The organism is Streptomyces alboflavus, from assembly GCF_000716675.1.
GTDB lineage: Bacteria > Actinomycetota > Actinomycetes > Streptomycetales > Streptomycetaceae > Streptomyces > Streptomyces alboflavus.
The window spans coordinates 1-25,805 of record NZ_JNXT01000017.1; the positions used below are offsets into that span (position 1 = coordinate 1).

Below are 25,805 nucleotides of genomic sequence, written 5' to 3' on the forward strand. Positions count from 1 at the left end.
CACCCCCACCCCACGACCTCCCAGAACGGACCCCCGCCCATGCCACGCCCGCCATACTCCCCGCGCGCACGCCGACCCCGGCATCTCGCCCCGCTCCTGCTCCTCCCCCTGGCCCTGACGCTGAGCGCCTGCGCCGGTGCTTCCTCCGCCCACACCTCCAGCGGGGGCCTCGGCGGCGGCAACACCGATGGAAAGGGGTCGCTCACCCTCAACGTCGGTGACCAGAAGGGCGGTTCGGAGGCCGTGCTGCGTGCCGCCGGGGAGCTGGACGACCTCCCGTACAAGATCAAGTGGTCGACCTTCACGTCCGGTCCGCCGCTCCTCGAAGCCGTGAACGCCAAGGCCGTCGACGTCGGCGCGGTCGGCAACACCCCGCCGGTGTTCGCCGCGGGCGCGGGCTCGAAGATCTCCGTGATCGCGGCGACGCACGGCACCGCGCACGGCGAGGTGATCGCCGTGCCCAAGGACTCCGAGCTGCGCGAGACCGCCGACCTCAAGGGCAGGTCGGTGGCCGTGGCGCAGGGTTCGTCGGCGCACTATCAGCTGCTCGCCTCCCTCAAGAAGGCGGGGCTCACGCTCAAGGACGTCTCCGTCAAGTATCTGCAGCCCGCCGACGCGCTCGCGGCGTTCAGCGCCGGCAAGGTGGACGCGTGGGCGGTGTGGGACCCGTACACCTCGCAGGTGCTGCGCGGCGGCAAGGCCCGGGTGCTCACCGACGGCGAGGGCGTCGTCAACGGGCTCGGCTTCCAGGTGGCCGCGCCCGGCGCGCTCCACGACAAGAAGAAGTCCGCGGCCGTCGCCGACTATCTGAAGCGGCTGCGCAAGGCCCAGGACTGGGTCTTCAAGCACCCCGAGGCGTGGGCGAAGGTCTGGGCGAAGGACACAGGGCTTCCGTACGAGGTGGCGCTCGACGCCGTCAAACGCACCAACGGCACTCGGGTGTTCGTCGCCGTCGACAAGAACGTCGTGGACTCCCAACAGCAGATCGTCGACGCCTTCGCCGCGCTCAAGCTGATCCCGCGCCGCATCGACTTCGGCGACTTCACGGACACCCGGTTCAACGGCTCCCTGCCGCCCTCCACCACCGCGCCCCGTACGTACAAGGAGTCCTGAGCATGACCGTGCACCTCCACTGGTTCCTGCCGACGGGTGGCGACGGCCGCACCCTCGTCGACCGGCACGCCTACACCGACGGCGGCATCACCCGCTCCCGCGTCACCCCGGTCAGCGGCGTGCGCGCCCCCGACATCGAGTATCTGGCCCAGATCGCCAAGGCCGCGGAACAGTTGGGCTTCGAGGCGGTGCTCACGCCGACCGGCACCTGGTGCGAGGACGCCTGGCTCACCACCGTGGCGCTCGCCCAGCACACCGAGCGCCTCAAGTTCCTGGTGGCGTTCCGGCCCGGGGTGATCTCACCGGTCCTCGCGGCGCAGATGGCGGCGACGTACCAGCGCATCACCCGCGGCAGGCTGCTCCTGAACGTCGTGACAGGAGGGGACTCCACTGAACAGCGGCGCTTCGGCGACCACTTGGACCACGACCGCCGCTACTCACGCACCGACGAGTTCCTCTCGGTGGTGCGCGGGGTGTGGAGCGGCCGCCCGTACGACTTCGAGGGCGAGCACTACCGGATCGACGGCGGGCTCACCGCGCTGCCGCCGGACCCGCTGCCGGAGATCTTCTTCGGCGGTTCGTCGGCGGCCGCGGGCCCCGTCGCCGCCCGGCACAGCGATGTGTACCTCACCTGGGGCGAGCCGCCCGAGCAGGTGAAGAAGAAGATCGACTGGATCCGGGGGCTCGCCGAGGCCGAGGGGCGCACCGTGCGCTTCGGGATCCGGCTGCACACCATCTCGCGGGACTCCTCCGCCGAGGCCTGGGCCACCGCGGCGCGGCTCCTCGACGACCTCGACCCGGACACCGTCGCCGCCGCCCAGGAGGCGCTCGGCCGCAGCGAGTCGGTCGGCCAGCAGCGCATGCTCGCGCTGCACGGCGGCTCCCGCGACGACCTGGAGATCTCCCCCAACCTGTGGGCGGGCGTCGGTCTGGTGCGCGGCGGCGCGGGCACCGCCCTCGTGGGCAGCCACGCCGAGGTGGCCGACCGGATCGAGGAGTACCACGCGCTCGGCATCGAGCACTTCGTGCTCTCCGACTATCCGCATCTGGAGGAGGCGTACTGGTTCGGCGAGGGCGTGCTCCCCGACCTCGCCGCGCGCGGGCTGCTGCCCCGCATCCCGGCCTCGCCGCTGACCGGCGTCCTGGCGGCGAACGGGCGGCCCGCGTCCGCTCCGGGCGGCGCGCCGCTCCTGGTGGCCGGGGGTCGCTGAGCACGTCTCGTGGCCAGGAGTCGCTGAGCACGCCTTCGCGCGCGGGGAAGATCTCGGCTCCTGCCGTAGTTAGTAGAAGCGTGAACGACATCGGGGTACGAGACGCGGGCGTCACCGAGGTGGACGTCGTGGTGATAGGCGCTGGTCAGGCTGGTCTGTCCAGCGCCTACCACCTGCGGCGCAGAGGGTTCGAGCCGGAGCGGGACTTCGTCGTCCTCGACCACGCGCCCCGGCCGGGCGGCGCGTGGCAGTTCCGGTGGCCGTCGCTGACGTACGGCAAGGTGCACGGCATGCACGCGCTGCCGGGCATGGAGCTGACGGGCGCGGACCCCGACCGGCCCTCCTCGGAGGTGATCGGGGAGTACTTCGACCGCTACGAGCTGCGGTTCGACCTGCGCGTACGGCGTCCCGTCGACGTCCACCGCGTCAGCGAGGGCACGGACGGGCGCCTCCTCGTCGAGACCTCGGCGGGCGTCTGGTCGGCCAGGGCCCTGATCAACGCGACCGGAACCTGGGACCGGCCCTTCTGGCCGCGCTATCCCGGGCAGGACACCTTCCGGGGCCGGCAGCTGCACACGGCGATCTACCCGGGCCCGGAGGCCTTCCGCGGTCAGCGGGTGATCGTCGTGGGCGGCGGCGCGTCCGGCACCCAGCACCTGATGGAGATCGCGCCGTACGCGGCCGACACCTGGTGGGTGACGCGGCGGCCGCCCGTCTTCGCCGAGGGACCCTTCGACGAGGACCGGGGCCGGTCCGCCGTCGCGATGGTCGAGGAGCGGGTGCGGCAGGGCCTGCCGCCGCTGAGCGTGGTGTCGGTCACCGGGCTTCCCGTGAACGACGCGGTGCGCAAGGCACGCGAGGACGGCGTCCTCGACCGCCTTCCGATGTTCGACCGGATCACCCCGACCGGCGTCGAGTGGGACGACGGGCGGCACGTCGAGGCCGACGTCATCCTGTGGGCGACCGGCTTCCGCGCGGCGATCGAGCACCTGGCGCCGCTGCGGCTGCGCGAGCCGGGCGGCGGCATCCGCATGGACGGCACGCGCGCGGCGGCCGACCCGCGGGTGCACCTGGTCGGGTACGGCCCTTCGGCCAGCACGATCGGCGCCAACCGGGCGGGGCGGGCGGCGGTGCGGGAGATCGTGCGGCTGCTGGAGGGGGCGCCCGCGGTCGTGTGAAGGGGTACACGTCGTCGAGCGGAGGGCCCTGCGACCGGACTCCCGACGGCCTCTGGAATCCCGGGTTCAGTGTCCGCCGCTCGCCCGCAGCCCTCGCGGCACCAGCCACACGACGAGCAGCGCGACGACGGTCACGATCCCGGCACTGACGTACGCCGTCGTCGTCAGCGCGGATTCGAACGCCGCCCGCGCCGCGGCCATCAGCCGTTCCCCCGCCGCGCCGCCCAGGCGGTCCGCGGCCTCCACGGCCCCGCCGACGGACTCCCGCGCCTGCGCCGTCCGGCCCTCCATGTGGGCGGCGTACACGGAGCCGTGGATCGAGCCGAGCAGGGCGACACCGAGGCCGATGCCGAGTTCGTACGACGTCTCCGACACGGCACCGGCCTGCCCGGCCCGCGCGGCGGGCACCGTCGACACCAGGACGGACGCGGCCGCCGCGATGGCGAGCCCGTCGCCGAGGCCGAGCGCGACGAAGACGACCGCGACGACGCCGTACGGGGTGGGCTCCGCCGACAGGGCCAGCAGCAGGAACCCGGCGATCAGCCCGCCGAGCCCCAGGGCCATCACGGCGCGCACCCCGAACCGCTCCATCAGCAGGGGCGAGAGCAGCGACCCCGCGAGCATCGCGCCGGCGGCGGGCAGTGTCCGCAGGCCCGCGCCGAACGGCGAGTATCCGTGGACGTACTGGAGCCAGAGCGACATCAGGAAGAGCGCCGCGCCGATGGCGAGCATCGCGAGGAACGTGGCGAGGGCGGCCGCGGTGAACGCCCGGTTGGTGAAGAGCCGGACGTCGAGCAGCGGATCGTCGAGCGTGAGCTGTCTGCGGGCGAACACCACGAGGAGCACGATGCCGAGCGCCAGGATCGCGAGGTCGCCGACGGCGAGGCTGCCCTTGGCGACGTGCTTGATGCCCCACGCGAGCGCGATCACGCCGACGACGGAGAGCGCGGCGCCCGGCCAGTCCAGCGGGCCCTTCACGCCGCTGCGGAACTCGGGCAGCAGCCGCACCCCGGCGACCACGGTCACCACGACCACCGGGACGTTCACCCAGAACGCCGCCGACCAGCCGGAACTCTCCACGAGCAGGCCGCCGACCAGTGGGCCCACGGCGGCCCCCGCGCCCGCGACGGCCGCCCAGATGCCGATGGCGAGGGCGCGCTCGCGCGGGTCGGTGAAGACGTTGCGGATCAGCGACAGCGTCGACGGCATGACCATCGCGCCGCCGATGCCGAGCAGGACGCGTCCGGCGATGAGCTGCCACGGGTCCGCGGCGGTCGCGGCCACGACCGAGGCGAGGCCGAAGAGCACGAAGCCGGTGAGAAACAGGCGCTTGCGGCCGAGCCGGTCGCTGACCGCGCCGGAGGTGACGAGAAGGCCGCCGAGGACCAGGCCGTAGATGTCGATGATCCACAGCTGCTCGACGGCGGTCGGCCGCATGTCGTCGATCAGCGACGGCAGCGCCACATTGAGGATGGTGGCGTCCATCGCCACGAGCAGCAGGCTGGCGCACAGCACGGCGAGCGCGGCCCAGCGGCCGCGGCCCGGCGTCGGACGGCTGTCCGCGGCGGCGCCCGGGGGGTCCAGGTCACGGGCCACGGGACCTCTCATCCCTTCGCGGCCTTCCGGCCCCGCGCGCTCTCCGCGCACCGGGCCAGAGGCCCTCCGAGTACCTACCTGTCAGGGAGTTTCCGTCCAAGTATCACTCATATGATCGATATGCGCCTTTTGTCAGCCCGAGTCACCCGCTCTCCGCGTGCGTCCGCTGTCGTACGGCGAGCGGGCGGCGCCTCGCCGTCGCGCGGGGGACGCCGGTGGGACCCGTCGTCAGGACGCTGATGTGATCGGTGAAGTCGGCGTCGGGCAGCGGCAGTTCGATGTCCGGGTCGACATAGCTGACAGCGGTCGCCACATAGTCCATGACCGCGCCCACCACCGCGGGCCTGGCCCCGGGCCCCGCGTGTTCGGAGACCTTCAGCCTGCTCAGGACCCGCAGCGTCGTCGGCACGCTCGGGTCTGTCCGTACGGGCGGATGATTGAGCGGAAAGCCCGGTTCCGGGCCGCCTCCCGGTTCGTCCGCGGCCCGCGCCGGAAGGGCGGCACTCGGCGTCTGCTGCTGCCACCACGCCGCCTCACCTCGCTCCCCGAGCGAGAGGTGATGCAGATAGAGGCAGTACGAGGCAGCGCTGTCGCCCGCGCCCGCCGCGTACTGCCACCAGAAGCGGGCCGAGTCCTCCTCTCCGCTCAGCTGCAGGATGCAGCCGAGAACCCGGGCGCCCGGCGGCTTGGGCATCTTCTGGGTGAGGAAGTCGCTCAGCGACGTCACCGCCGCGGTGGTCACGGCGGCCTCGCACAGGCTCTGCAGATCCCGCGCCGCGGCCCGGGCCACACCGTCCTTCCTGCCGCGGCCCGCGAGCGGCGTGACGGCGTGCACCGACCCCGGCGGGAGACCGGCGGCGGCGCACAGGCCGGTGCCGGTGGCCGCGAGCCGCCCGTGAGCGGGGGTGGCGCCAGGGCGGACGGCGCGCACGTGGTCGTAGGGGGTGTCGGTGTCGTCGAGGAGCCGGGCGCGGGCGAGCAGTTCGTCAATCGCTACGGTCACCGGAGTGTCCCTCCTGGGTGGCGGCGCGCAGGCGGCCGTCGAGGTGGCGCCGGGCGTGCCGGGCGGTGGAGCGCACAGCCGCAAGCGGCACGCCGAGGACGGCGGCGACAGCGGTCTCGTCCAGACCGCGCAGATGCAGCAGCACCATCACGTCGAGCTGCCCGGCCGGCAGCCTGCGCAGCCCGTCGAAGAGGAACATGGACTCCTCGATCTGCGCGACGGGGTCGGCGGCCGTACGCAGGGCGAGGGTGTCGAAGGCCGCTTCCACGAGCGCGGGGCTGTTGTCGGGATGCGGGGTGCGCTCCATGACGGTCTGGCGCAGGATCTGCCAGGCGAACCGCTCCGGGTTGTCGCTGGCGAGCGCCTCGTCCCAGAGGAAGAGCAACAGGATGAAGACGTCGCCCACCGCCCGGCGCGCCTCGGCGCGGCGGCGCAGGAACGTGTGCGCGTAGCCGGTGTAGGCGTCGCGGTAGAGGTCCTGGAACGCGGAGAAGTGCACGGGAAGGCGGTCGTCGGCGGACAGGCCGTCCCCCTGCAGGCAGCTGTTGATCCAGATGGTTCGCTTGTTGGCCTCGCGGGCGGCCAGGGCCCAGAGCGCGCGCATGTCCGCCATCGAAGGGGCGGGCCAGTGCAGCGCGGTGAGCAGGCTGCGCGTGAACTCCCAGCGCGGGTAGCGGCCCGCGGCGCGCAGCAGCTCGGATATCTTCGAGCGGGACCAGCCCGTCTCGCGTTCCAACTGGCCGATGGTCAGGCCGCTGGCCTGGTAGGACCCGCGCAGCGGCTCCAGCCAGGCGCGGTGCGCGCGCCCCGTCCCGGCCGTGATCGGCCCGAGCTTGCGGCCCCGCTTGCTGCGCGGAGCGTCCTCGGGCGACATGGCCTTGCCGGTCACCCGGCGCCCTCCTCACCCCGGTCGGCCGGTGGTGGGCCCAGCTCGTCGTGCCCGCCGACTGGGTCTTTCCTGTCTCGCCTGTACATCAGGCTCCTCATATGCGTTCGAGATGTGTCCGAGTCCGGAGCCGACCCCTCGGACGCCCTCGGACGCCCTCGTGCCAGGAACCGGGAGCCCAGCATGGAACCTTCGCGCGGCTTCGGCGACTGAAACTGGCGATCGGGGAACAATCAGTGACGCATGCTGACTCAAATCGATTCAGGGCCAGGTCAGTTACTGACCAGATGTCAGCAACGCGAGCCCTCTGACCGGCCCTCGGAAACCGCTCGCCGGGGCCTGCCGAGCGCGGCGGCGCCGAGGAGCGCCGCCGCACCCGCCGGGACGCGAGGCCGGGACAACAAGGGTTCGGTCAGGGCAGGTAGAGCGTGTAGAGGAGCTTGTCGGGCACGACCGGCGTCGGGCCCTGGAGCACTCCGGTGGTGGCGTTGTCGACCAGGCCCTGCTTCACCTGCGCCGCGGTGTCACCGGGCCGGAACCCCAGGTGCAGCGCGGCGGCCCCGGTGGCGTGCGCCGTCGCCATCGACGTACCGCTGAGGGTGGCCGTGGCGGCGTCGCTGTCCTTCCAGGCCGAGGGGATCTGCGCGCCGGGGGCGAACAGGGACACGCACTTGCCGGTGTTGGAGGAGGACATCACACGGTCGGAGCGGTCGCTGCCTGCGACGGTGATCGCCTCGGGGACCCGCGCGGGCGAGGTGGAGCAGGCGCCGCCCGGCTGTCCGGCGCTGCCCGCCGAGACGGCGTAGGTCACGCCGGAGCGGATGGAGTTGCGCACCGCGCGGTCCAGGACGTCGCTCGTCCCGCCGCCCAGGCTCATGTTCGCCACGGCGGGCCTCGCCGCCTTGGCCGTCACCCACTCGACGCCCGCGACGACTCCCGAAGTCGTCCCGGAGCCCTGGCAGTTGAGGACGCGCACCGCCACGAGCTTGGCCTGTTTGGCCACCCCGTAGGTGGCGCCTGCGGCGACGCCGCCGACGTGTGTGCCGTGGCCATGGCAGTCGTTGCCGTTCTGCCCGTCGTTCACGGTGTCGATCCCGACCGAGGCCCGGCCGCCGAACTCCGTGTGCGTGGTGCGCAGTCCGGTGTCGATCACGTACACGCTGACGTCCGGCGCGGTGGTCCGGTACGTGTACGTCGTGGAGAGCGGCAGCCGCCGCTGGTCGATGCGGTCGAGGCCCCAGGGGGCGTTGGGCTGCGTGTGGTCGGTGGCCACGCGGTGCGCCGGTGCCTTGTGCGCCGGTGCCTTGCGTGTCGGTGCCTTGTGCGCCGGTGCCTTGCGTATCGGTGCCGCGGCGATCCGCACGCGGGTGTCCTGACGGACGTACGCGACGCGGGGGTCGGTGGCCGTGCGGGCCGCCTGCGCGTGGCTCATCCGCGCGGAGAAGCCGTGCAGCGCGGCCCGGTACACATGCCCGACGCGCGCCCCCTCGGCGCGTCCGACGAGGTCGCGGGCCACGGCGGGCACATCGGCGGAGGCGGGCCCTGCGCCCGCGGGCTGTCTCAGGACGACGATCCAGCTGTCCGGAACGGCGGTCTCACCGGCGCCGGCCAGCCGTAACTTCCCTTCGGGGGCCGTGCGGTCGGCGCTCCCCGCCTCGGTGGCGGGCGTGGCCCGGGCGTCGGACTCGGCCTGCGCGGCGGGACCGGCGCCGAGCTGTAGACCTGCGGCGAGCAGCACGCCGGGCAGCACAAGCGCTGCCGGGCGACGGCGTAAGGACCCTCGGCGCAAGGACCCTCTCGGACGACGTATGGACGTTCTCATCTGCGGTGCACCTGAACCTTTCATGGACCATGGATGGGTCGGATCATGTGCGGTGCATTGCGTGTCGCGCGCCGGGCGTACGGTGCCTGTGGTTCGGCGGGGCGCAGGGGGTGCCTGCGGTACGGCGCGGAGCGCACGCCAGCGTCTCGCGCCGCCTTGCGGCGGCACAAGCTCCGGACGGCACAAGCCCGTTGCTCAGGCGGCCGGCTGTCTGTTCCGGTTGAACTCCGCCACGTTCCGCTGCTGCTCCTCGTAGTTCGCGGTGAACCGCGTGTCCCCGGGCTTCACCGTCACGAAGTACAGCCAGTCCCCCTGCGTCGGGCTGGTCGCGGCACGCATGGCGGCCTCGCCGGGGTTGGCGATGGGGGTGGGCGGCAGGCCCATGCGTGCGTAGGTGTTGTAGGGGCTGCCGATCTTCGTGTCGCGGCTGGTGGTCCTGAGGGTGGAGCGGTTCAGGGCGTAGTTGATGGTGGAGTCCATCTGGAGCGGCATGCCCCGGTCGAGGCGGTTGTAGATGACGCGGGCGACCTTGCCCATGTCCGCCGGGTTGTCCGCCTCGGCCTCGACCATGCTCGCGATGGTGACGGTCTGGTAGACGTTCACCGCGTTCCGGTCGGCCCCGGCGGTGACATGGCCGCCGCTGAACTTCTTGTTCGCGGTGTTGACCATGTACGACAGGACGGAGGCGGGCGTCGACTGGGAGCTGAGGGGATACGTCGCGGGGAAGAGGTAGCCCTCGGGGTTGCCGCCCGCGTCGCCCGGGAGCTTGAGGTCGGTCTTCGACACGGCCTGCTTCGTCGTGCCGGCCGGCACGTCAAGGGCCTTGTCGACGGCCTCGTACACCTGGACGGAGCGCCAGCCCTCGGGGATGGTGAGCGTCTTGGGCCGGGGTTCTTCCTCGGGCAGCAGGAGCGGCACCGCCACGGCGGTGGCCGCCGCCGCGGTACCGATGGCGATCAGTGCGATCCGGCCCCGGCGTGTCAGCCGGATCGCGCCCCGCTTCAGGCCCCGTCGGGGGGTCGTGTTGTGCATGCGGGCACGCTAACCCGACATTCCTCATATTTGCTGCATTTTTGAGCCCAGCTCGCCCCACTGCCTCATGTCACCGGCTCCAGTCGGGCGTCCCGGCGCACCAGCGCGGCATAGCGGCCGCCCCGGTCGAGCAGCTCGCCGTGGGTGCCGCGCTCGGCCATGCGGCCGGAGTCGAGGACCACGATCTGGTCGGCGTCGCGGACGGTCGACAGGCGGTGGGCGATCGTCAGCGTCGTCCGGTTGGCGGACAGGGCGTCGATGGCCTGCTGCACGGCGTGCTCAGTGCGGGTGTCGAGCGCGCTGGTCGCCTCATCGAGGATGAGGACGGGCGGGTCGCGCAGGATCGTGCGGGCGATGGCGAGGCGCTGCTTCTCGCCGCCGGAGAAGCGGTGGCCGCGCTCCCCGACGACGGTGTCGTACCCGTCGGGCAGGGAGGCGATGTGGTCGTGGATCTGGGCGGCCCGCGCGGCGTCGTGCAGCTCCTCGTCGGTGGCGTCCGGCTTGGCGAAGCGCAGGTTCTCCGCGACCGAGGCGTGGAAGAGATACGCCTCCTGGGAGACGACGCCGACCGCGCGGGCGAGCGTGTCGAAGTCCAGGTCGCGCACGTCGACGCCGTCGAGCGTGACGCGGCCGCCGGTCACGTCGTACAGACGGGGCACCAGGTGGCTCAGGGTGGACTTGCCCGATCCCGTCGGCCCCACGACCGCGAGGCTGCCGCCCGCGGGGATCGTGAGGTCGATGCCGTCGAGGAGCGCGGCGCCCTGGCCGTCGTAGCGGAACGAGACGTTCTCGAACCGGACCTCGCCCTTGACCGTCTCCAGGCGGATCGCGTCGTCGCGCTCGGTGATGTCGATGGGCAGGTCCAGGTACTCGAAGATGCGCTGGAACAGGGCCAGGGACGTCTGGATCTGCACGCCGGTCGACAGCAGGCTCACGGCCGGCCGGAACAGGCCCTGCTGGAGCGAGACGAAAGCGACGAGGGTGCCGATCGAGACGGTGGGGCCGCCGAACTGGAAGGCGAGGCCCGCGCTCCAGTAGATGACGGCGGGCATGGCGGCCATCACGATCGTGATCACGGCCATCCGCCAGCGTCCGGCCATGTTCGAGCGGACCTCGAGGTCGACGAGCTGCCGGGACTCCTCCTCGAAGGAGCGGGTCAGCGAGTCGGCGCGGCCCATCGTGCGGCCGAGCAGGATGCCGCTGACGGACAGCGACTCGGTGACCGTGGCGGCCATGACGGCCATCTGCTTCTGCCGTTCGGTCGCTATCTTCTTGCGCTCGCGGCCGACCCGGCGGCTGATCCAGACGAACACCGGGAGCAGCAGGAGGGAGACGACCGTCAGGCGCCAGTCCAGGGCGAGCATGGCGACGACGGTCGCGATGACACTCGTCAGGTTCGACACCAGGGACGTCGCCGTGGACGTGACCGTCGCCTGCATGCCGCCGATGTCGTTGGCGATGCGGGACTGGACCTCGCCCGTGCGGGTGCGGGTGAAGAAGGCGAGCGACATGCGCTGGAGGCGGCCGTACACGGCGGTGCGCAGGTCGTGCATGACCTGCTGGCCGACGGTCGTGGAGATCAGAGTCTGCAGGACCCCGAACACGCTGGTGACGACCGCGCTGAGGATCATGCCGAGCGCCAGCAGGCTCAGCAGGCCCGTGCGGCCCTCGGGGATCGCGGTGTCGAGGATCTCCTTCAGGAGGAAGGGGGTGGCGACGGACACCAGCGAAGCGGCGGCGACCAGCAGGCCGACGACCGCGAGGCGGGCGCGGTAGGGACGGAAGAGACGCAGGATCCGGCGCAGCTGGCGCGGTTCTTCCGCGGCGCCGGAATCATCGGTCGGGGGTTTCCACAGGGGATCGTCGTGACGCATGGGCTCCTACGGGAGGGCGCTTGAGGGCGGCGCGCGGGGGCGGCGGCGCATCCGCGCCGACGTCGACAGCGCACCGACGATGACCATGAGAGCGTAGCTCATTGTTACCTATACTCACAATGAAACAGGTCCTGATAATATTCCTGGCATGAGCACCCCGGACTTCCGCCCATGAGCACCCCGGACCCCGACGGACTGCTGGCCGAGCAGCTGCTGCGGCTCACCCGTCGGCTGCACCGCATCCAGAAGCGCCATCTGGAGCCCATCGGCGTCACACCGGCGCAGTCCCGCCTCCTGCGCACCCTCGCGCACTACGAACAGCCGCCCCGCATGGCCGACCTCGCGGAGCGCCTGGAAGTGGTGCCGCGCGCCGTGACCAGCCTGGTCGACGGCCTGGAGGCGTCCGACATGGTGCGCCGCGTCCCCGACCCCACGAACCGCCGAGTCATCCGCATCGAGCTGACCGACGGCGGGCTCAAGGCCCTGGGACGGCTGCGCGGCGCGCGCCGGGCCGCCGCGGAGGACATCCTGGCTCCGTTGGACGCCGCTCAGCGCGAGCAGCTGGGCGGCCTGCTCGACGCCCTGTTCGACGTGCCGGAGCGGCACCGCTGCTGACCCCGCCGGGGTCCGCGGCGAGGCCGCGAGGAACCGCAGCCGATCTGCCGAGGAGAGGCCATGCCCCTGCTGGAGCCCGACCCCGACGCACTGCGCCCCGCCCCGGACGGCCGCGCGCCGTCCCCCGACCGGGTCCCGGAGAGCCGGGCGGGCGGCACCCCCGAACCGCTGCGCGCCGACCTCACCGCGATCCTCGGCGCCGACAAGGTCCTGACGAAGGTGTCGGACCTGGTCCGGTACGCGTCCGACGCGAGCCCCTACCGCTTCGTGCCGCAGGTCGTGGTCGTCGCCGAGGACATCGACGACGTCTCGGCCGTCCTGTCCTATGCGCACGGCCGGAGCCGCGAGGTCGTCTTCCGCGCCGCCGGGACCTCCCTCAACGGCCAGGCGCAGGGCGAGGACATCCTCGTCGACGTACGCAGGCACTGGGTGGGCGTCGAGGTCATCGGGGACGGTTCACGCGCGCGGATCGGCCCCGGCACGACCATCGCGCGCGCCAACGCCACCCTCGCCCGGCACGGGCGGGTGCTCGGCCCGGACCCGGCCAGCGCCATCGCCTGCACCGTCGGCGGCGTCGTCGCGAACAACGCCTCCGGGATGACGGCGGGCACCACCCGCAACGCGTACCGCACCGTGGCCTCCCTGACGTTCGTGCTGCCCTCGGGCACGGTCGTCGACACCGCCGAGCCGGACGCCGACGACCGGCTCGCGCACGCCGAGCCCGCCCTGTGCGCGGGCCTCCTGGAGCTCAAGCGCGAGATCGAGGCGGACCCGGAGCTCACGGCCCGCATCCGCGCGAAGTACGAGATCAAGAACACGAACGGCTACCGCCTGGACGCGTTCCTCGACGGCAGCACGCCCGTGGAGATCCTGCGCGGCCTGATGGTCGGCTCCGAGGGCACCTTCGGCTTCATCTCCGAAGTCGTCTTCGACACGCTGCCCCTGGACCAGCGCGTGTCGACCGCGCTGCTCTTCTTCCCGTCCCTGCCCGCCGCCGCTGCCGCCGTGCCGCGCTTCAACGAGGCGGGCGCCCTGGCCGTGGAGCTGATGGACGGCAACACCCTGCGCGCGTCGGTCAGCGTCCAGGGAGTCCCGGCCGACTGGGCACGCCTTCCGAAGGACACCGCCGCGCTCCTGGTGGAGTTCCGCGCACCGGACGAGGCCCGGCAGGAGGCGTACGAGGCGGCGGCCGCGCGGGTCCTCGACGACCTCACCCTCGTGGCGCCGGTGGCGTCCGTGACGAACGGCTTCACCCGTGACGCCAAGACGATCGCGGGCTACTGGAAGGCCCGCAAGGCGTTCGTGACGGCCGTCGGCGGCTCCCGGCCCGCGGGCACGACGCTGATCACGGAGGACTTCGCCGTCCCTCCTTCGCGCCTCGCGGACGCCTGCCAGAGCCTGCTCGAACTCCAGACCCGGCACGGCTTCGACGCGGCCGTCGCCGGCCACGCCGCGCACGGCAACCTGCACTTCCTGCTCGCCTTCGACGCGGCCAGGCCCGCCGACGTGGAGCGCTACGCCGCGTTCATGGACGCGTTCTGCCACCTCACCGTCGAGCGGTTCGACGGCTCGCTGAAGGCCGAGCACGCCACGGGCCGCAACATCGCGCCGTTCCTTGAGCTCGAATGGGGTCCGAAGGCGACGGAGCTGATGTGGCGCACGAAGCGCGTCATCGACCCGGACGGCGTGCTCGCGCCCCGTGTCGTCCTCGACCGCGACCCGCGGGCCCACCTCCGGGGTCTCAAGACGATCCCGGCGATCGAGCTGCTCGCCGACCCGTGCATCGAGTGCGGCTTCTGCGAACCGACCTGCCCCAGCGAGGACCTGACGACCACGCCCCGCCAACGCATCGTGCTGCGCCGCGAGATGCTGCGCCAGGAGCCGGGCTCACCGGTCGAGGACGGCCTGGTGGAGGCGTACGGCTACGACGCCGTGGACACCTGCGCGGGCGACTCCACGTGCAAGCTGGCCTGCCCGGTCGGCATCGACACGGGCGCCCTGATGAAGGACTTCCGCCGCGCCCGGCACTCCCCGCGCGAGGAGAGGGCGGCCGCGCTGGCCGCACGGAACTTCCGTCTGGTCGAGGCGTCCGCCCGGCTCGCGGTGGCCGCCGCCGACCGGATCGGCGCCCGGCTCGGGGGCGGCCGTGGCGACCGGCTCCTGGGCGCCGTCACCCGGTCCGCCCGCAGAGCCGTCCGACCCGACCTCGTCCCCGAATGGCTGCCGGAGATCCCCGGGGCCGCCCCCGCCCGGCTCCCGCGCACCGCGCGCGTGGGCGCTGCCGCCGTCTACTACCCGGCGTGCGTGAACCGCATCTTCGCCAGCCCCGGCGAGATCCCCCTCGCCCAGGCCGTCGTCGCGGTCTCGGCCCGCGCGGGCAAGCCGGTGTGGATCCCGGACGACGTCACCGGGACGTGCTGCGCGACGATCTGGCACTCCAAGGGGTACGAGACGGGGAACGCCGTGATGGCCAACCGCGTCGTCGAGGCGGCCTGGGGCTGGACAGCGGGCGGCGCGCTGCCCCTGGTCGTGGACGCCTCGTCGTGCACGCTCGGCCTCGCGCACGAGGTCGTTCCGTACCTCACGCCCGACAACCGCCGGCTGCACAAGGAGCTGACGGTCGTCGACTCCGTGGTGTGGGCCGCCGACGACCTCCTCCCCCGTCTCACCATCCACCGCACCACGGCCTCCGCAGTCCTCCACCCCACCTGCTCCATGCGCCACTTGGGCGACGAGCCCCAGCTGACCGCCGTCGCCGAGGCCTGCGCCGACGAGGTCGTGGTCCCGGACGACGCGGGCTGCTGCGCGTTCGCGGGCGACCGGGGCATGCTCCACAAGGAACTCACCGAATCGGCCACGCACCGCGAGGCCGCCGAGGTGACCTCGCGTCACTTCGACGCCCATCTCTCGGCGAACCGTCTCTGCGAGGTGGGCATGCAGCACGCGACGGGCCGGGAGTACGGCTCGGTGCTGCAGGAGCTGGAGCGGGCGACGCGGCCGACGGACCCGGACTGACACCGCTCGCGCCGCTGCCTCTGGTGGGTGGCTTCCGGTCGTAGCTCCCGTGAGCGCTTCCGGTCATAGCTGTGACGACCGCTCCCGGTCCTAGCTCCGGTGAGCGCTTCCGCCGTCGTCCCGGCGACGGCGCCGTGCGGCGCACGTCAAGTGGCAGTGGGCTCACCAGGGGCGCGGGACGATCCGGCGCACCTCAGCTCCCCCTGCCCTGCTCCCGCGAGGCGTCGACGCGTGGGCACCGGTCGGGTAGGCATGAAGGGCGTCGCACCGTCCGGAGCGATCGCCGCACGCAGTGAGCGACCAGTGGGGGGACCACATGGCCATCATCGTCACCATCGACATCCCGGGCGTCGGGCAGGAGCTCTACGACGCCGTCATCAGCCGCCTCACCGACGGCGGCGAGTTCACGTCGCTCGGCGACATCCCCGCACCCGGTCTGATCTCCCACGTGGCCGGTCCGGTCGAGGGCGGGTGGCGGGTCGTCGACGTGTGGGAGTCCGAGGAGGCGCTGGAGAGCTTCTCGAAGATCCTCCAGCCGATCCTCGCCGACCTGGGCCACGCCGACGGCGAGCCGCAGATCATCCCGGCGCACAACGTCGTCACCCGCTGACCGGACGGACTCGTCGAAAAGTCCAACCCCCTGGCCACTTCGGTCTCTTGCGCCTCGACCGCCCCGCCACCAGGGTGTCTTCCGCCCATAGGTAGGCACCGCGACGACGGAGGTCCGATGCACGACGAGAACGCGACACCGGCACCCGAAGAGTCCACCGACGAGTCCACTGGCGGTCACTCCAGGCGCACGGTCCTCCGCACGGCGGGCATCGCCGGAGCAGGCCTGGGCCTTGGTGCCTTCGCGTCCGGCACCGCCCACGCGGACGCCCCCGCCGAAGCCCCCGCGGGCGCCGCCGCGGGGGCGGCCCAGAGCCCCGCCGACGCCCCCGCCCGCAAGGGCAAGACGATGATCGGCGTGCCGTTCGAGCCCCGCTCCACGGTCCGCGTCGGCATCATCGGCCTCGGCAACCGCGGCGGCAGCATGATCGACCTGTTCCTGGCCCTGCCCGGAGTCCGTGTCGTCGCCCTGTGCGACCCGGTCAAGGACAAGACGGCCGCGGCGGCGAAGAAGGTGGTGGCCGCGGGCCAGCCCGCCCCGGCGACGTACACCAACGGGGACCACGCCTACGAGAAGCTCTGCGAGCGCGGGGACCTCGACTTCGTGTACGTGGCGACGCCCTGGGACACGCACTTCGCGATGGCCAGGTCGGCGATGCTGAACGGCAAGCACGTCGGCGTGGAGTGTCCGGTCGCGATGCGCCTCGACGAACTGTGGGCGCTGGTCGACCTGTCCGAGCGCACCCGCCGGCACTGTATGCAGCTGGAGAACTGCTGCTACGGCAAGAACGAGATGCGGGTCCTGCGGATGGCGCACGCGGGCAAGTTCGGCGACCTGCTGCACGGCGCGGGCGCCTACAACCACGACCTGCGCGGCCTGATGTTCGACCCGAAGTACTACGAGGGCCCGTGGCGCCGCCTGTGGCACACGCGGCTGCGCGGCGACCTCTACCCGAACCACGGCTTCGGCCCCGTCGCCAACTACATGGACGTCAACCGCGGCGACCGCGTCACGCACATATCCAGCTTCGGCACGCCCTCGCTCGGCCTCGCCGAGTACCGCAAGGAGCACATGCCGCCCGGCGACCCGAGCTGGAAGGAGACGTACATCGAGAGCGATCGCACGATCAGCCTCGTGCAGACCGCCAAGGGCCGCGTGATCCGCCTGGAGCACGACGTCTCCACGCCCCACCCCTACAGCCGCATCAACAGCCTCGGCGGCACCAGGGGCGTCTTCGAGGACTACCCGGAGCGCATCTACATCGAGCCCGACCACACGAACGACGAGTGGGGCGACTTCGGCAAGTACGCCGCCGAGTTCGACCACTGGCTGTGGAAGGAACACGCCAATCCGCCCGGCGGCCACGGCGGCATGGACTACATCATGATCTTCCGTCTGATGCAGTGCATGCGGCTCGGTCTGCTGCCCGACTTCGACGTGTACGACGCGGCGACGTGGACGGCTCCGGTGCCGCTGAGCCACGCCTCGATCAAGGCGAAGGGCGCTCCGCAGGCGATCCCGGACTTCACCCGGGGCCTGTGGAAGAAGGCCCGCCCGGGGATGGACTCGGAGAAGCCGAAGGAGTCCTGAGCGTGCGGGGTGGGCCCGGGTGCTCCGGGCCCACCCTTCGTCCCAGCTCCGCCCACCCCTCGTATCAACCCCGCAGGGACGCCTTGTCCCCCATCACGACGACCGGACGCAGCTTCGGGTCCAGGGTGCGCAGCAGATACCGCATGCCGGACTTCGACAGGCTCACACACCCGGACGTGCCGCTGCCGTGGTCCATGTGCAGCCAGATGCTGCCGCCCTTGCGCTGTCCCTGGGGGCGCGTGGGGTCGTTGGGCGGGGTGCCCTTGACGCGGTTGTAGTCGATGGCGATGACGTGGTCGAAGTCGTGCCAGTGGGTCTTGGGCCAGTAGTGCGGGGCCTGGAAGGCTGCCGACTCGGTGTACGGGAGCCGGGAGCCGGGGTCGGCGAGGACGCCGCCCGCGTCATGAAGCGTGAACACGCCGACGGGGCTGCGCTTGTCGTTCTCCCGATGGTCGGGAGTCCAGCCCTTCTTGCCGTTGTGGGCGGGCCAGCTGCGGGTCTTCTTCCAGGTGGGACCGGAGGCGTCGGCCCCGGACTTCCCCGTGCCCGGCTTCTGCGCGTCCGCCGTGGCGTCCGTCCTCGTGTAGAGAACGACCGTCGCGTCCGCCGAGTTCCTGCCCTCCCCGTACACCGCCACGACCTGACGGGAGTTCTTCGGGATCCGCGCCTGGAGCCGGTCGCCCACGTCCGGAATGCGCCGCGAGGTCTCGCCCGCGCGGGCGTCCGTACGCCCCTCCTTGCGGGCCGCGCCCTCGTCCCCGCGGTCCCCGTCGTCTCCCGAACCACCGCAGGACGTCAACAGGACGGAGCACGCCGCCGCCGCGGCCGCCGTTCGCACCAGAGCAGCTATTCGCATGTCCCCCATCGTCGCACCGGGCGCTCACGCCCCCGCCCGCGGGCGCGCGCCGCCACGGGAGGATGGCCGACTCTTTGCCCGGTCACGGAAAATCGTTTGCTTCGCACCACCGTACGAGGCGAACCTTTCACGGTTTGTTACCTCCGCGCGCTGGGACATCATGCACATTCGCGATCTTCCGTATGCAGATCCGGGCGAACCCGATACCCGCTCCGGTCCTCGCTTCCTGCTCTGGCTCGGCCGCAACCAACTCGGCGGCCAGTTCAAGTCGCTCGGCTGGGGCCTGCTGCACTTCCTCGGCATCGCCGCCCTGCCCTACACCGTGGGACTCGCGGTGCAGGCCGTCGTCGACCGCTCCGGCACCCGGCTCGCCGTCGCGGGCGCCGTGATCCTGCTCGCCGGGATCGCCGTCGCGGCCGGCGACACCATGCTGCACCGCACCGCCGTCACCAACTGGATCACGGCGGCCGCCCGCACCCAGCAGTTGCTCGCGCGCCGCACCGCGGTGCTCGGTGCCGCGCTCCCCCGGCGCGTCGCCGCGGGCGAGGTCGTGGCCGTGTCCACCGGCGACGTCGAGAAGATCGGCTGGTTCGTGGAGGCGCTGTCGCGGTTCGCGGCGGCGGCGCTCACCGTGGTCGCGGTCTGCGTGGGCCTGCTCGTCTACCAGCCGTCGCTCGGCGTCGTCGTCGCCGTCGGCATCCCGGTCCTCGCGCTCGCCGTCCTGCCCCTGCTGCCCCGCGCGACGCGGCGCGCGGACGTCCAGCGGGAGAAGGCCGGGCACGCCACCGAGCTGGCGTCGGACACGGTCGCGGGCCTGCGGGTGCTGCGCGGCATCGGCGGCGAGGAGCTGTTCCTTGAGCGCTATCGCCGTGCCTCGCAGGAGGTGCGGACGGCGGCGGTGCGCAGCGCGCGCATGTGGGCGGTGATCTCGGCGATCCAGGTCCTGCTGCCCGGGCTGCTCCTCGTCGTGCTGCTCTGGCACGGCATCCATCTCGCCCGCGAGGGCCGTATCACGGTGGGCGAACTGGTCACCGTGTACAGCGCGGTGATGCTGCTCAACTATCCGCTGCGGCACTTCGAGGAGATCGCGATGGCGTACTCCTTCTCGCGTCCTTCGGCGAAGCGGGCGGCGCGGGTGCTCGCGCTGGAGCGGACGACGGAGGCGAAGGGCGCGCCGGCTGACGGTTCGCGCTCCGCGCCCTTCGAGCAGGTCACCGCCGACAACACCGTGTCCTACGACGACTCCGTGCCCTCCGGCGACCTGCACGACCCCGCCACCGGCCTCCTCGCCCCGGCCGGCCGCCTCACCGCCGTGGTCTGCGGCGACCCGGACGCGGCCGGGCGGCTCGCGGAACGGCTCGGCGGGCACCCGGCGTTCGAGGAAGCGGCGGACCTGCCGTCCGTGCGGCTCGGCGACGTGCCGCTGGACGACCTGTCCCTGGACACCGCGCGCACCGCCGTCCTCGTCCAGGACAAGGACCCCGTCCTGCTGTCCGGAACGCTCCGCGCGCTCCTCGACGTACCGTCGTCGGGAGCCGTGAGCCCCAAGCGGGCCCTCGCCGCCGCGCAGTGCGACGACGTGCTCGACGCCCTCGTCCAGGGCTCGGTCGCCGACGACCCGATGGACGCCCGCCTCACCGAGCGCGGACGTTCCCTGTCCGGCGGCCAGCGCCAGCGCCTCGCGCTCGCCCGGTCGCTGGTCACCGACCCGGAGGCGCTGGTCCTCGACGAGCCGACGTCCGCCGTCGACTCGCACACCGAGGCCCGGATCGCGGACGGCCTGCGCGACCTGCGCGCCGGCCGCACGACCGTCGTCCTCACCTCGTCGCCGCTGCTCCTGGACCGGGCCGACCGCGTCGTGTTCCTGCACGACGGCGAGGTCGCCGCGGTCGGCGAGCACCGCGAGCTGATCGTCGGCGAGCCCCGCTACCGGGCGGTGGTGACCCGCGAGACGGACGACGAGGCGGCCGAGGGCGACCGCGTCGCCGCCACCACCAGAACCGGCATCGACCTCCCCATCGGCATCGACATCGAGGAGCCCGCATGATCGGCCTGGCGCCGCCGGAGTACGACCCGGCCGCCCCGACCACCGCGGAGACGCTGCCCGTCGGGGCGCCGGCCACCGTACGGGCCTACGTACGCGAACTGTTCCGGCGCCACCGGCGCGCCTTCCTGACGCTCATAGCCGTGAACACGATCGGCGTGACGGCCTCCATGGTGGGCCCGTACCTCCTCGGCGACCTCGTCGAGAGCGTCTCCGACAACGCCCGCGAGCTCCATCTGGAGCGCACCATCGGCCTGTTCGCCGTCGCACTCCTGGTGCAGGCGTTCTTCGTGCACCAGGTGCGGCTGCGCGGGGCGATGCTCGGCGAGCGCATGCTGGCGGACCTGCGTGAGGACTTCCTGGTCCGGTCCGTCGGGCTGCCGCCGGGCGTCCTGGAGCGCGCGGGCACCGGCGACCTGCTGTCCCGGATCACCACGGACATCGACCGGCTCGCCAACGCCATGCGTGAGGCCGTGCCGCAGCTCGCCATCGGCGTGGTCTGGGCGGGCCTCCTCGTCGGCGGCCTCGCCGTGACCGCGCCGCCGCTGGCGCCCGCGCTGCTCCTGGCCGTGCCGCTGCTGGTCATCGGCTGCCGCTGGTACTTCAACCGGGCGCCGTCCGCGTACCGTTCGGAGGCCGCCGGGTACGCGGCCGTCGCCGCCGCGCTCGCCGAGACCGTCGACGCGGGCCGGACCGTGGAGGCGCACCGGCTCGGGGCGCGCCGCGTCGAGCAGTCGGAGCAGCGCATCAAGGAGTGGACCGCCTGGGAGCGCTACACCCTCTATCTGCGGTCGGTCCTCTTCCCCGTCATCAGCGCCACGCACGTCATCGTGCTCTGCTCGGTCCTCATGATCGGCGGCGTCTTCGTGCTCCAGGGCTGGATCGGCGTGGGTCAGCTCACGACGGGCGCGCTGATCGCGCAGATGCTCGTCGACCCGCTGAACCTCATTCTGCGCTGGTACGACGAGATGCAGGTCGCGCACGTGTCGCTTGCCCGGCTCGTGGGCGTGCGCGACATCGAGCCGGACGCGGGGGACCCCTCCGTGCGGCCGGAGGGGCGCGCGGTCCACGCGGACGACGTGCACTTCGGCTACCGCGCGGGCGTGGACGTGCTCCGTGAGGTGTCCCTCGCGGTCGAGCCCGGTTCGCGGGTGGCGCTCGTCGGTCCTTCCGGCGCGGGCAAGTCGACGCTCGGGCGGCTGCTCGCCGGGATCTACGGTCCGCGGACCGGCCGGGTCACGCTCGGCGGCGCCGAGCTGACGCGGATGCCCGCCGAGGACGTCCGCGCACACGTGGCGCTCGTCAACCAGGAGCACCACGTCTTCGTGGGCTCGCTGCGGGACAACCTGCTGCTGGCGAGGACCGGTGCGACGGACGCCGAGCTGTGGGCGGCCCTTGCCGCCGTCGACGCGGGCGACTGGGCGCGGGGCCTGGACGACGGGCTCGACACGGAGGTCGGCTCGGGCGGCTCCGGGCTCACCCCCGCACAGGCGCAGCAGATCGCGCTGGCCCGCCTGGTGCTCGCCGATCCGCACACGCTGGTCCTGGACGAGGCGACCTCGCTCCTCGACCCGCGGGCGGCCCGTCACCTGGAGCGCTCCCTGGCCCGCGTCCTCGACGGCCGCACGGTCGTGGCCATCGCCCACCGCCTGCACACCGCGCACGACGCGGACGTCATCGCGGTGGTCGAGAACGGCCGCATCAGCGAACTCGGCAGCCATGACGACCTGGTGCGGGCGGACGGCGCGTACGCGGCGCTGTGGAGGTCGTGGCACGGGTGAGCCGGGGCGCCGGGGCGCGCCGGAGGCAGGGCGTGCCCCGGGCAGGATGGCGGTCATGGACATCCGGCAGCTGGAGTACTTCCTCGCGATCGTCGATCACGGAGGGTTCAACCGGGCGGCGAACGCCCTGTACCTCTCCCAGCCCGCGCTCTCGCAAGCCGTGCGGGCGCTGGAACGGGACCTCGGCGGCAGCCTGTTCCACCGGATCGGCCGCCGCGCGGTCCTCACCGAGGCGGGGACGGCGCTGATCGAACCGGCCCGCGCGGCCGTGCGCGGCCTGGAGACGGCCCGCGCCAGCGTCGCGGCCGTGCACGAGCTGCGCGAGGGCCGCCTCGACATCGCCGCCATGCCCTCGCAGGCGGTCGAGCCTCTGACCACGATGGTCCGCGCGTTCAGCGGCCCCTACCCGGGGGTGTCGGTGAACGTCCGGGCCGCCTTCACCGCCCGCGACGTCGTGGACATGGTGCGCACCGGCGCTGCCGAGCTGGGCCTCCTCGCCACGTCGGAGCCGCTTCCGGACAAGGAAGTGGTGTCCCACGCGGCCGGGGAGCAGCGCTTCGTCCTGGTCACCCCGCCCGACGGGCCGTTTCCCGCCGGTCGGCCGATCGCCTGCGAGGAGCTTGCCGGGCAGCGGCTCATCGTCGGGCAGCGGGGCACGGGAATGCGCGCGTACGTCGACGGCCTGCGCGAGCGCGGCATCGACATCACCGTCGCGGCGGAGACCGAGCACCGGGTGGCGATCCTCCCGCTGGTCCTCGCCGGAGTCGGGCTCGCCGTGGTCACCGAGTCCTGGCGCGCCCTGGCCGAGCGGGCCGGGGCGCTGGTCATGGACATCGAGCCGAGGACGACGCTGCGGATCGCCCTGGTCAGCCGCCGCACGGGGCTGTCCCCGGCGGCCAGGACCTTTGTGTCGTACGCGCTGGAAGCCGTCGGGAAGCAGCGAAACCCGCAGGTGAGCAGTTGATAAGCCAGCCTTATACGCCAGATCGGCAGAGCGACTTGGACCGTTCGCCGGCCTGATTGCTGCAATCGGCGCATGACCCGCCATCACATCGCACTCATCCCCGGCGACGGCATCGGCGCCGAAGTCCTGCCGCCCGCCCAGCAGGTCCTGGACGCCGTCGGCGCCCGCCACGGCATCGACTTCACATACGCCACGTACGACTGGTCCTGCGAGCGCTACCTCCGCGAGGGCGCGATGATGCCCGCCGACGGCCTCGATCAGCTCCGCGACAAGGACGCGATCCTGCTCGGCGCCGTGGGCTACCCGGGCGTACCCGACCATGTCTCCCTGTGGGGGCTCCTCATCCCGATCCGGCGCGGCTTTCGCCAGTACGTCAATCTGCGGCCGATCCGCGTCTTCGAGGGGGTCGACAGCCCGTTGCGCGCTGCCGCCCCCGGGGGCGTGGACGGGGGCGTGGAGTTCGTCGTCGTACGCGAGAACGTGGAGGGCGAGTACAGCGAGATCGGCGGCCGTCTGAACCGGGGGACGCCCGAGGAGCTGGCCGTCCAGGAAGCGGTCTTCACGCGTGCCGGGGTGACCCGGGTCCTCGATTTCGCCTTCGGCCTGGCCGCGCGGCGCGGCGGCACGCTCACCTCGGCCACCAAGTCCAACGGCATCGTGCACACCCTGCCGTTCTGGGACGAGCTGGTCGCCGAGCGGGCCGCCGTCCACCCGGGGGTCGCCTGGGACCAGGAGCACATCGACGCGCTGGCCGCGAAGTTCGTCCTCGACCCGGCCCGCTTCGACGTGGTCGTCGCCTCGAACCTGTTCGGTGACATCCTCAGTGATCTCGCCGCCGCCGTCGCCGGATCCATCGGCATCGCCCCGGCCGCCAACCTCAACCCCGAGCGCGACTTCCCCTCGATGTTCGAGCCGGTCCACGGCTCGGCACCCGACATCGCGGGCCAGGGCATCGCCAACCCGCTCGGCGCGATCTGGTCGGCCGCCATGATGCTCGACCACCTCGGGCATCCCGAGGCGGCCAAGGACGTCACCGACGCGATCGCCGCGGTGCTGGCCAAGACGGATGTCCGCACGCCCGACCTCGGTGGCGGCGCGACGACCTCCGAGTTCACCGGCAAACTCCTCGACCTGCTCTGACGGTCCGACCGCGCCCACGTTCCGTGTTCCACGTTCCTCGACGAGGAGAGACGAGGAGAACCACCATGGCAGCGCCCCCGTCCCCCGGCCCCACCCCCGCCACCGTGCCCGCCCCTGACCGCCCGCCGCCCAAACCCTGGTACCGGCAGCTCTACTTCTGGGTCCTTACCGCGATCGTCTGCGGCATTCTGACCGGCTGGCTCTGGCCGCGGGTCGGGGTGGGCCTGGAGCCGGTGGGCACCACGTTCGTGTCGGCCATCAAGATGCTCATCGCGCCGATCGTCTTCCTCACCATCGTCGGCGGGATCGGCGGTGTCGACAGCCTGCGCCGTGTCGGCAGGGTCGGGCTCAAGTCCCTGGCCTGCTTCCAGGCGGGCACGCTGGTGGCGCTGGCTCTCGGCCTGCTCGCCGTGAACGTGTTCCGGCCCGGCGCGGGCGTCCACGCCGATCCCGGCGAACTGCGCCTCGCCGGGGACGCCGCCCAGTACGTCAAGGACGGCGAGGGCCAGAGCTGGTGGCACTTCCTGACCGACGTGGTGCCCTCCAGCGCCGTGGGCGCCTTCGCCGAGGGCAACATCCTCCAGGTCATCTTCTTCTCGGTGCTCTTCGGCGTCGCGCTGAAGGCCGTGGGGCCGACCGGAGCCCCGATCGTCGAGGGGATCAACCGGCTGAGCACCGTCGTGTTCAAGATCCTGCACTACGTCATGCTGGCGGCGCCCGTCGGCGCCTTCGGGGCGATGGCGTTCACCATCGGCAAGTACGGCATCTCGACCCTGACCAGCCTCGGCCGCCTCATCGGCCTGTTCTACGGCACCTCGCTCTTCTTCGTCGTCGTGGTCCTCGGCGGCGCCCTGGCCCTCCTCCGGATCAGCATCTTCCGGCTGCTGCGCCACCTGCGCGAGGAGTTCCTCATCGTCCTCGGCACGTCGTCCTCGGAAAGCGTGCTGCCCCGCCTGATGACCAAGCTCACGGGCCTCGGCGTACGCCGTGACATCGTCGGCCTGACGGTGCCGACGGGCTACTCCTTCAACCTCGACGGCAGCTCCATCTACCTCTCCCTGGCGGCCGTCTACATCGCCCAGGCCACGGACACTCCGCTGTCGCTCGGGCAGCAACTCGGCCTGCTGGCCGTCATGATCCTCACGTCCAAGGGCTCGGGCGGTGTCACCGGCGCCGGGTTCATCGCCCTGGCCGCCACGCTCTCCAGCGTCGGCACCGTGCCCGCGGCCGGCATCATGCTGATCTTCGGCATCGACAAGTTCATGTCCGAGTGCCGCGCCCTGACCAACCTCGCGGGCAACAGCGTCGCCACTCTTCTCGTGGCCCGCTGGGAAGGCGCCCTCGACACCGCGCGCGTCAACCGGGTCCTGCGCACGGGAACCCCCGAACCACCCGCGGAGCCGGGACCGGAGGCAACCCCGCCGCCGGAGCACGACGCAGGTTCCACCCCCGCACTGGCCAAGACCTGACGTCAA

19 protein-coding genes are annotated in these 25,805 nt (G+C 72.4%); 12 read left to right on the forward strand and 7 right to left on the reverse strand.

Going from position 1 to position 25,805, the window contains the following annotated elements; all coding sequences use genetic code 11:
- Positions 1 to 39 precede the first annotated feature (39 nt).
- The 3 genes from OO63_RS14435 to OO63_RS14445 all read left to right on the forward strand — a co-directional run bounded on the left by OO63_RS14435 (position 40) and on the right by OO63_RS14445 (position 3,502).
- On the forward strand, positions 40 to 1,113 hold the full coding sequence (locus OO63_RS14435; RefSeq protein ID WP_030359332.1) for an ABC transporter substrate-binding protein: 1,074 nt from the start codon (positions 40 to 42) through the stop codon (positions 1,111 to 1,113).
- A 2-nt stretch (positions 1,114 to 1,115) separates the two neighbouring features.
- A complete protein-coding gene (locus OO63_RS14440; RefSeq protein ID WP_030359331.1) occupies positions 1,116 to 2,324 on the forward strand; it encodes an LLM class flavin-dependent oxidoreductase in 1,209 nt (402 codons plus the stop codon).
- An 80-nt stretch (positions 2,325 to 2,404) separates the two neighbouring features.
- On the forward strand, positions 2,405 to 3,502 hold the full coding sequence (locus OO63_RS14445) for an FAD-dependent oxidoreductase (RefSeq protein WP_030359330.1): 1,098 nt from the start codon (positions 2,405 to 2,407) through the stop codon (positions 3,500 to 3,502).
- A 66-nt stretch (positions 3,503 to 3,568) separates the two neighbouring features.
- Here OO63_RS14445 and OO63_RS14450 read toward each other — a convergent pair whose 3' ends face one another.
- From OO63_RS14450 to OO63_RS14475, 6 genes are all read right to left on the reverse strand, one after another.
- Entirely contained in the window at positions 3,569 to 5,098 is a 1,530-nt protein-coding gene (locus tag OO63_RS14450; RefSeq protein ID WP_267885477.1) for an MFS transporter, read from the reverse strand.
- Positions 5,099 to 5,240: 142 nt separating this feature from the next.
- Positions 5,241 to 6,101, reverse strand: coding sequence for a hypothetical protein (locus OO63_RS14455; RefSeq protein WP_051810860.1), 861 nt, complete (start codon positions 6,099 to 6,101; stop codon positions 5,241 to 5,243).
- Positions 6,085 to 6,990, reverse strand: a complete 906-nt coding sequence (locus OO63_RS14460) for a helix-turn-helix domain-containing protein (protein WP_051810861.1) — start codon at positions 6,988 to 6,990, stop codon at positions 6,085 to 6,087. Before OO63_RS14460 ends, OO63_RS14455 begins: the two co-directional genes overlap by 17 nt.
- A 409-nt stretch (positions 6,991 to 7,399) precedes the next feature.
- Positions 7,400 to 8,725, reverse strand: coding sequence for a S8 family peptidase (locus OO63_RS14465; RefSeq protein WP_234311219.1), 1,326 nt, complete (start codon positions 8,723 to 8,725; stop codon positions 7,400 to 7,402).
- A gap of 279 nt (positions 8,726 to 9,004) precedes the next feature.
- Entirely contained in the window at positions 9,005 to 9,841 is an 837-nt protein-coding gene (gene mltG, locus OO63_RS14470) for an endolytic transglycosylase MltG (protein WP_030359325.1), read from the reverse strand.
- A 65-nt stretch (positions 9,842 to 9,906) separates the two neighbouring features.
- Complete coding sequence (locus tag OO63_RS14475; RefSeq protein ID WP_030359324.1) at positions 9,907 to 11,715, reverse strand: ABC transporter ATP-binding protein; 1,809 nt, start codon at positions 11,713 to 11,715, stop codon at positions 9,907 to 9,909.
- Positions 11,716 to 11,886: 171 nt separating this feature from the next.
- On the opposite strand from OO63_RS14475, the gene OO63_RS14480 reads away from it, so the two are divergent.
- From OO63_RS14480 to OO63_RS14495, 4 genes are all read left to right on the forward strand, one after another.
- Positions 11,887 to 12,330 (forward strand): MarR family winged helix-turn-helix transcriptional regulator, encoded by a 444-nt coding sequence (locus OO63_RS14480; RefSeq protein ID WP_030359323.1) that lies wholly within the window; start codon positions 11,887 to 11,889, stop codon positions 12,328 to 12,330.
- Between the two features lie 60 nt (positions 12,331 to 12,390).
- Positions 12,391 to 15,345 carry an FAD-binding and (Fe-S)-binding domain-containing protein gene (locus OO63_RS14485; protein WP_030359322.1) on the forward strand — a complete coding sequence of 985 codons (2,955 nt, stop codon included), beginning with the start codon at positions 12,391 to 12,393 and terminating at the stop codon, positions 15,343 to 15,345.
- A gap of 316 nt (positions 15,346 to 15,661) precedes the next feature.
- The gene (locus OO63_RS14490) at positions 15,662 to 15,955 is read left to right on the forward strand and encodes a hypothetical protein (RefSeq protein ID WP_030359321.1); all 294 of its coding nucleotides are present in this window, start codon (positions 15,662 to 15,664) and stop codon (positions 15,953 to 15,955) included.
- A gap of 117 nt (positions 15,956 to 16,072) precedes the next feature.
- Positions 16,073 to 17,545: a Gfo/Idh/MocA family protein gene (locus OO63_RS14495; RefSeq protein WP_030359320.1), complete on the forward strand. Its 1,473-nt coding sequence runs from the start codon at positions 16,073 to 16,075 to the stop codon at positions 17,543 to 17,545.
- Positions 17,546 to 17,609: 64 nt separating this feature from the next.
- On the opposite strand, the gene OO63_RS14500 is transcribed toward OO63_RS14495, so the two are convergent.
- A complete protein-coding gene (locus OO63_RS14500; RefSeq protein ID WP_030359319.1) occupies positions 17,610 to 18,401 on the reverse strand; it encodes a L,D-transpeptidase family protein in 792 nt (263 codons plus the stop codon).
- Between the two features lie 160 nt (positions 18,402 to 18,561).
- On the opposite strand from OO63_RS14500, the gene OO63_RS14505 reads away from it, so the two are divergent.
- The 5 genes from OO63_RS14505 (at position 18,562) to dctA (ending at position 25,799) form a co-directional block, all read left to right on the forward strand.
- The gene (locus OO63_RS14505) at positions 18,562 to 20,448 is read left to right on the forward strand and encodes an ABC transporter transmembrane domain-containing protein (RefSeq protein ID WP_033264140.1); all 1,887 of its coding nucleotides are present in this window, start codon (positions 18,562 to 18,564) and stop codon (positions 20,446 to 20,448) included.
- Positions 20,445 to 22,226 carry an ABC transporter ATP-binding protein gene (locus OO63_RS14510; RefSeq protein ID WP_030359317.1) on the forward strand — a complete coding sequence of 594 codons (1,782 nt, stop codon included), beginning with the start codon at positions 20,445 to 20,447 and terminating at the stop codon, positions 22,224 to 22,226. Before OO63_RS14505 ends, OO63_RS14510 begins: the two co-directional genes overlap by 4 nt.
- Before the next feature lie 55 nt (positions 22,227 to 22,281).
- The gene (locus OO63_RS14515; protein WP_033264141.1) at positions 22,282 to 23,190 is read left to right on the forward strand and encodes a LysR family transcriptional regulator; all 909 of its coding nucleotides are present in this window, start codon (positions 22,282 to 22,284) and stop codon (positions 23,188 to 23,190) included.
- A 72-nt stretch (positions 23,191 to 23,262) separates the two neighbouring features.
- Complete coding sequence (locus OO63_RS14520; protein ID WP_030359315.1) at positions 23,263 to 24,330, forward strand: tartrate dehydrogenase; 1,068 nt, start codon at positions 23,263 to 23,265, stop codon at positions 24,328 to 24,330.
- A gap of 65 nt (positions 24,331 to 24,395) precedes the next feature.
- Positions 24,396 to 25,799 carry a C4-dicarboxylate transporter DctA gene (gene dctA / locus OO63_RS14525; protein ID WP_051810863.1) on the forward strand — a complete coding sequence of 468 codons (1,404 nt, stop codon included), beginning with the start codon at positions 24,396 to 24,398 and terminating at the stop codon, positions 25,797 to 25,799.
- Positions 25,800 to 25,805: the final 6 nt, after the last annotated feature.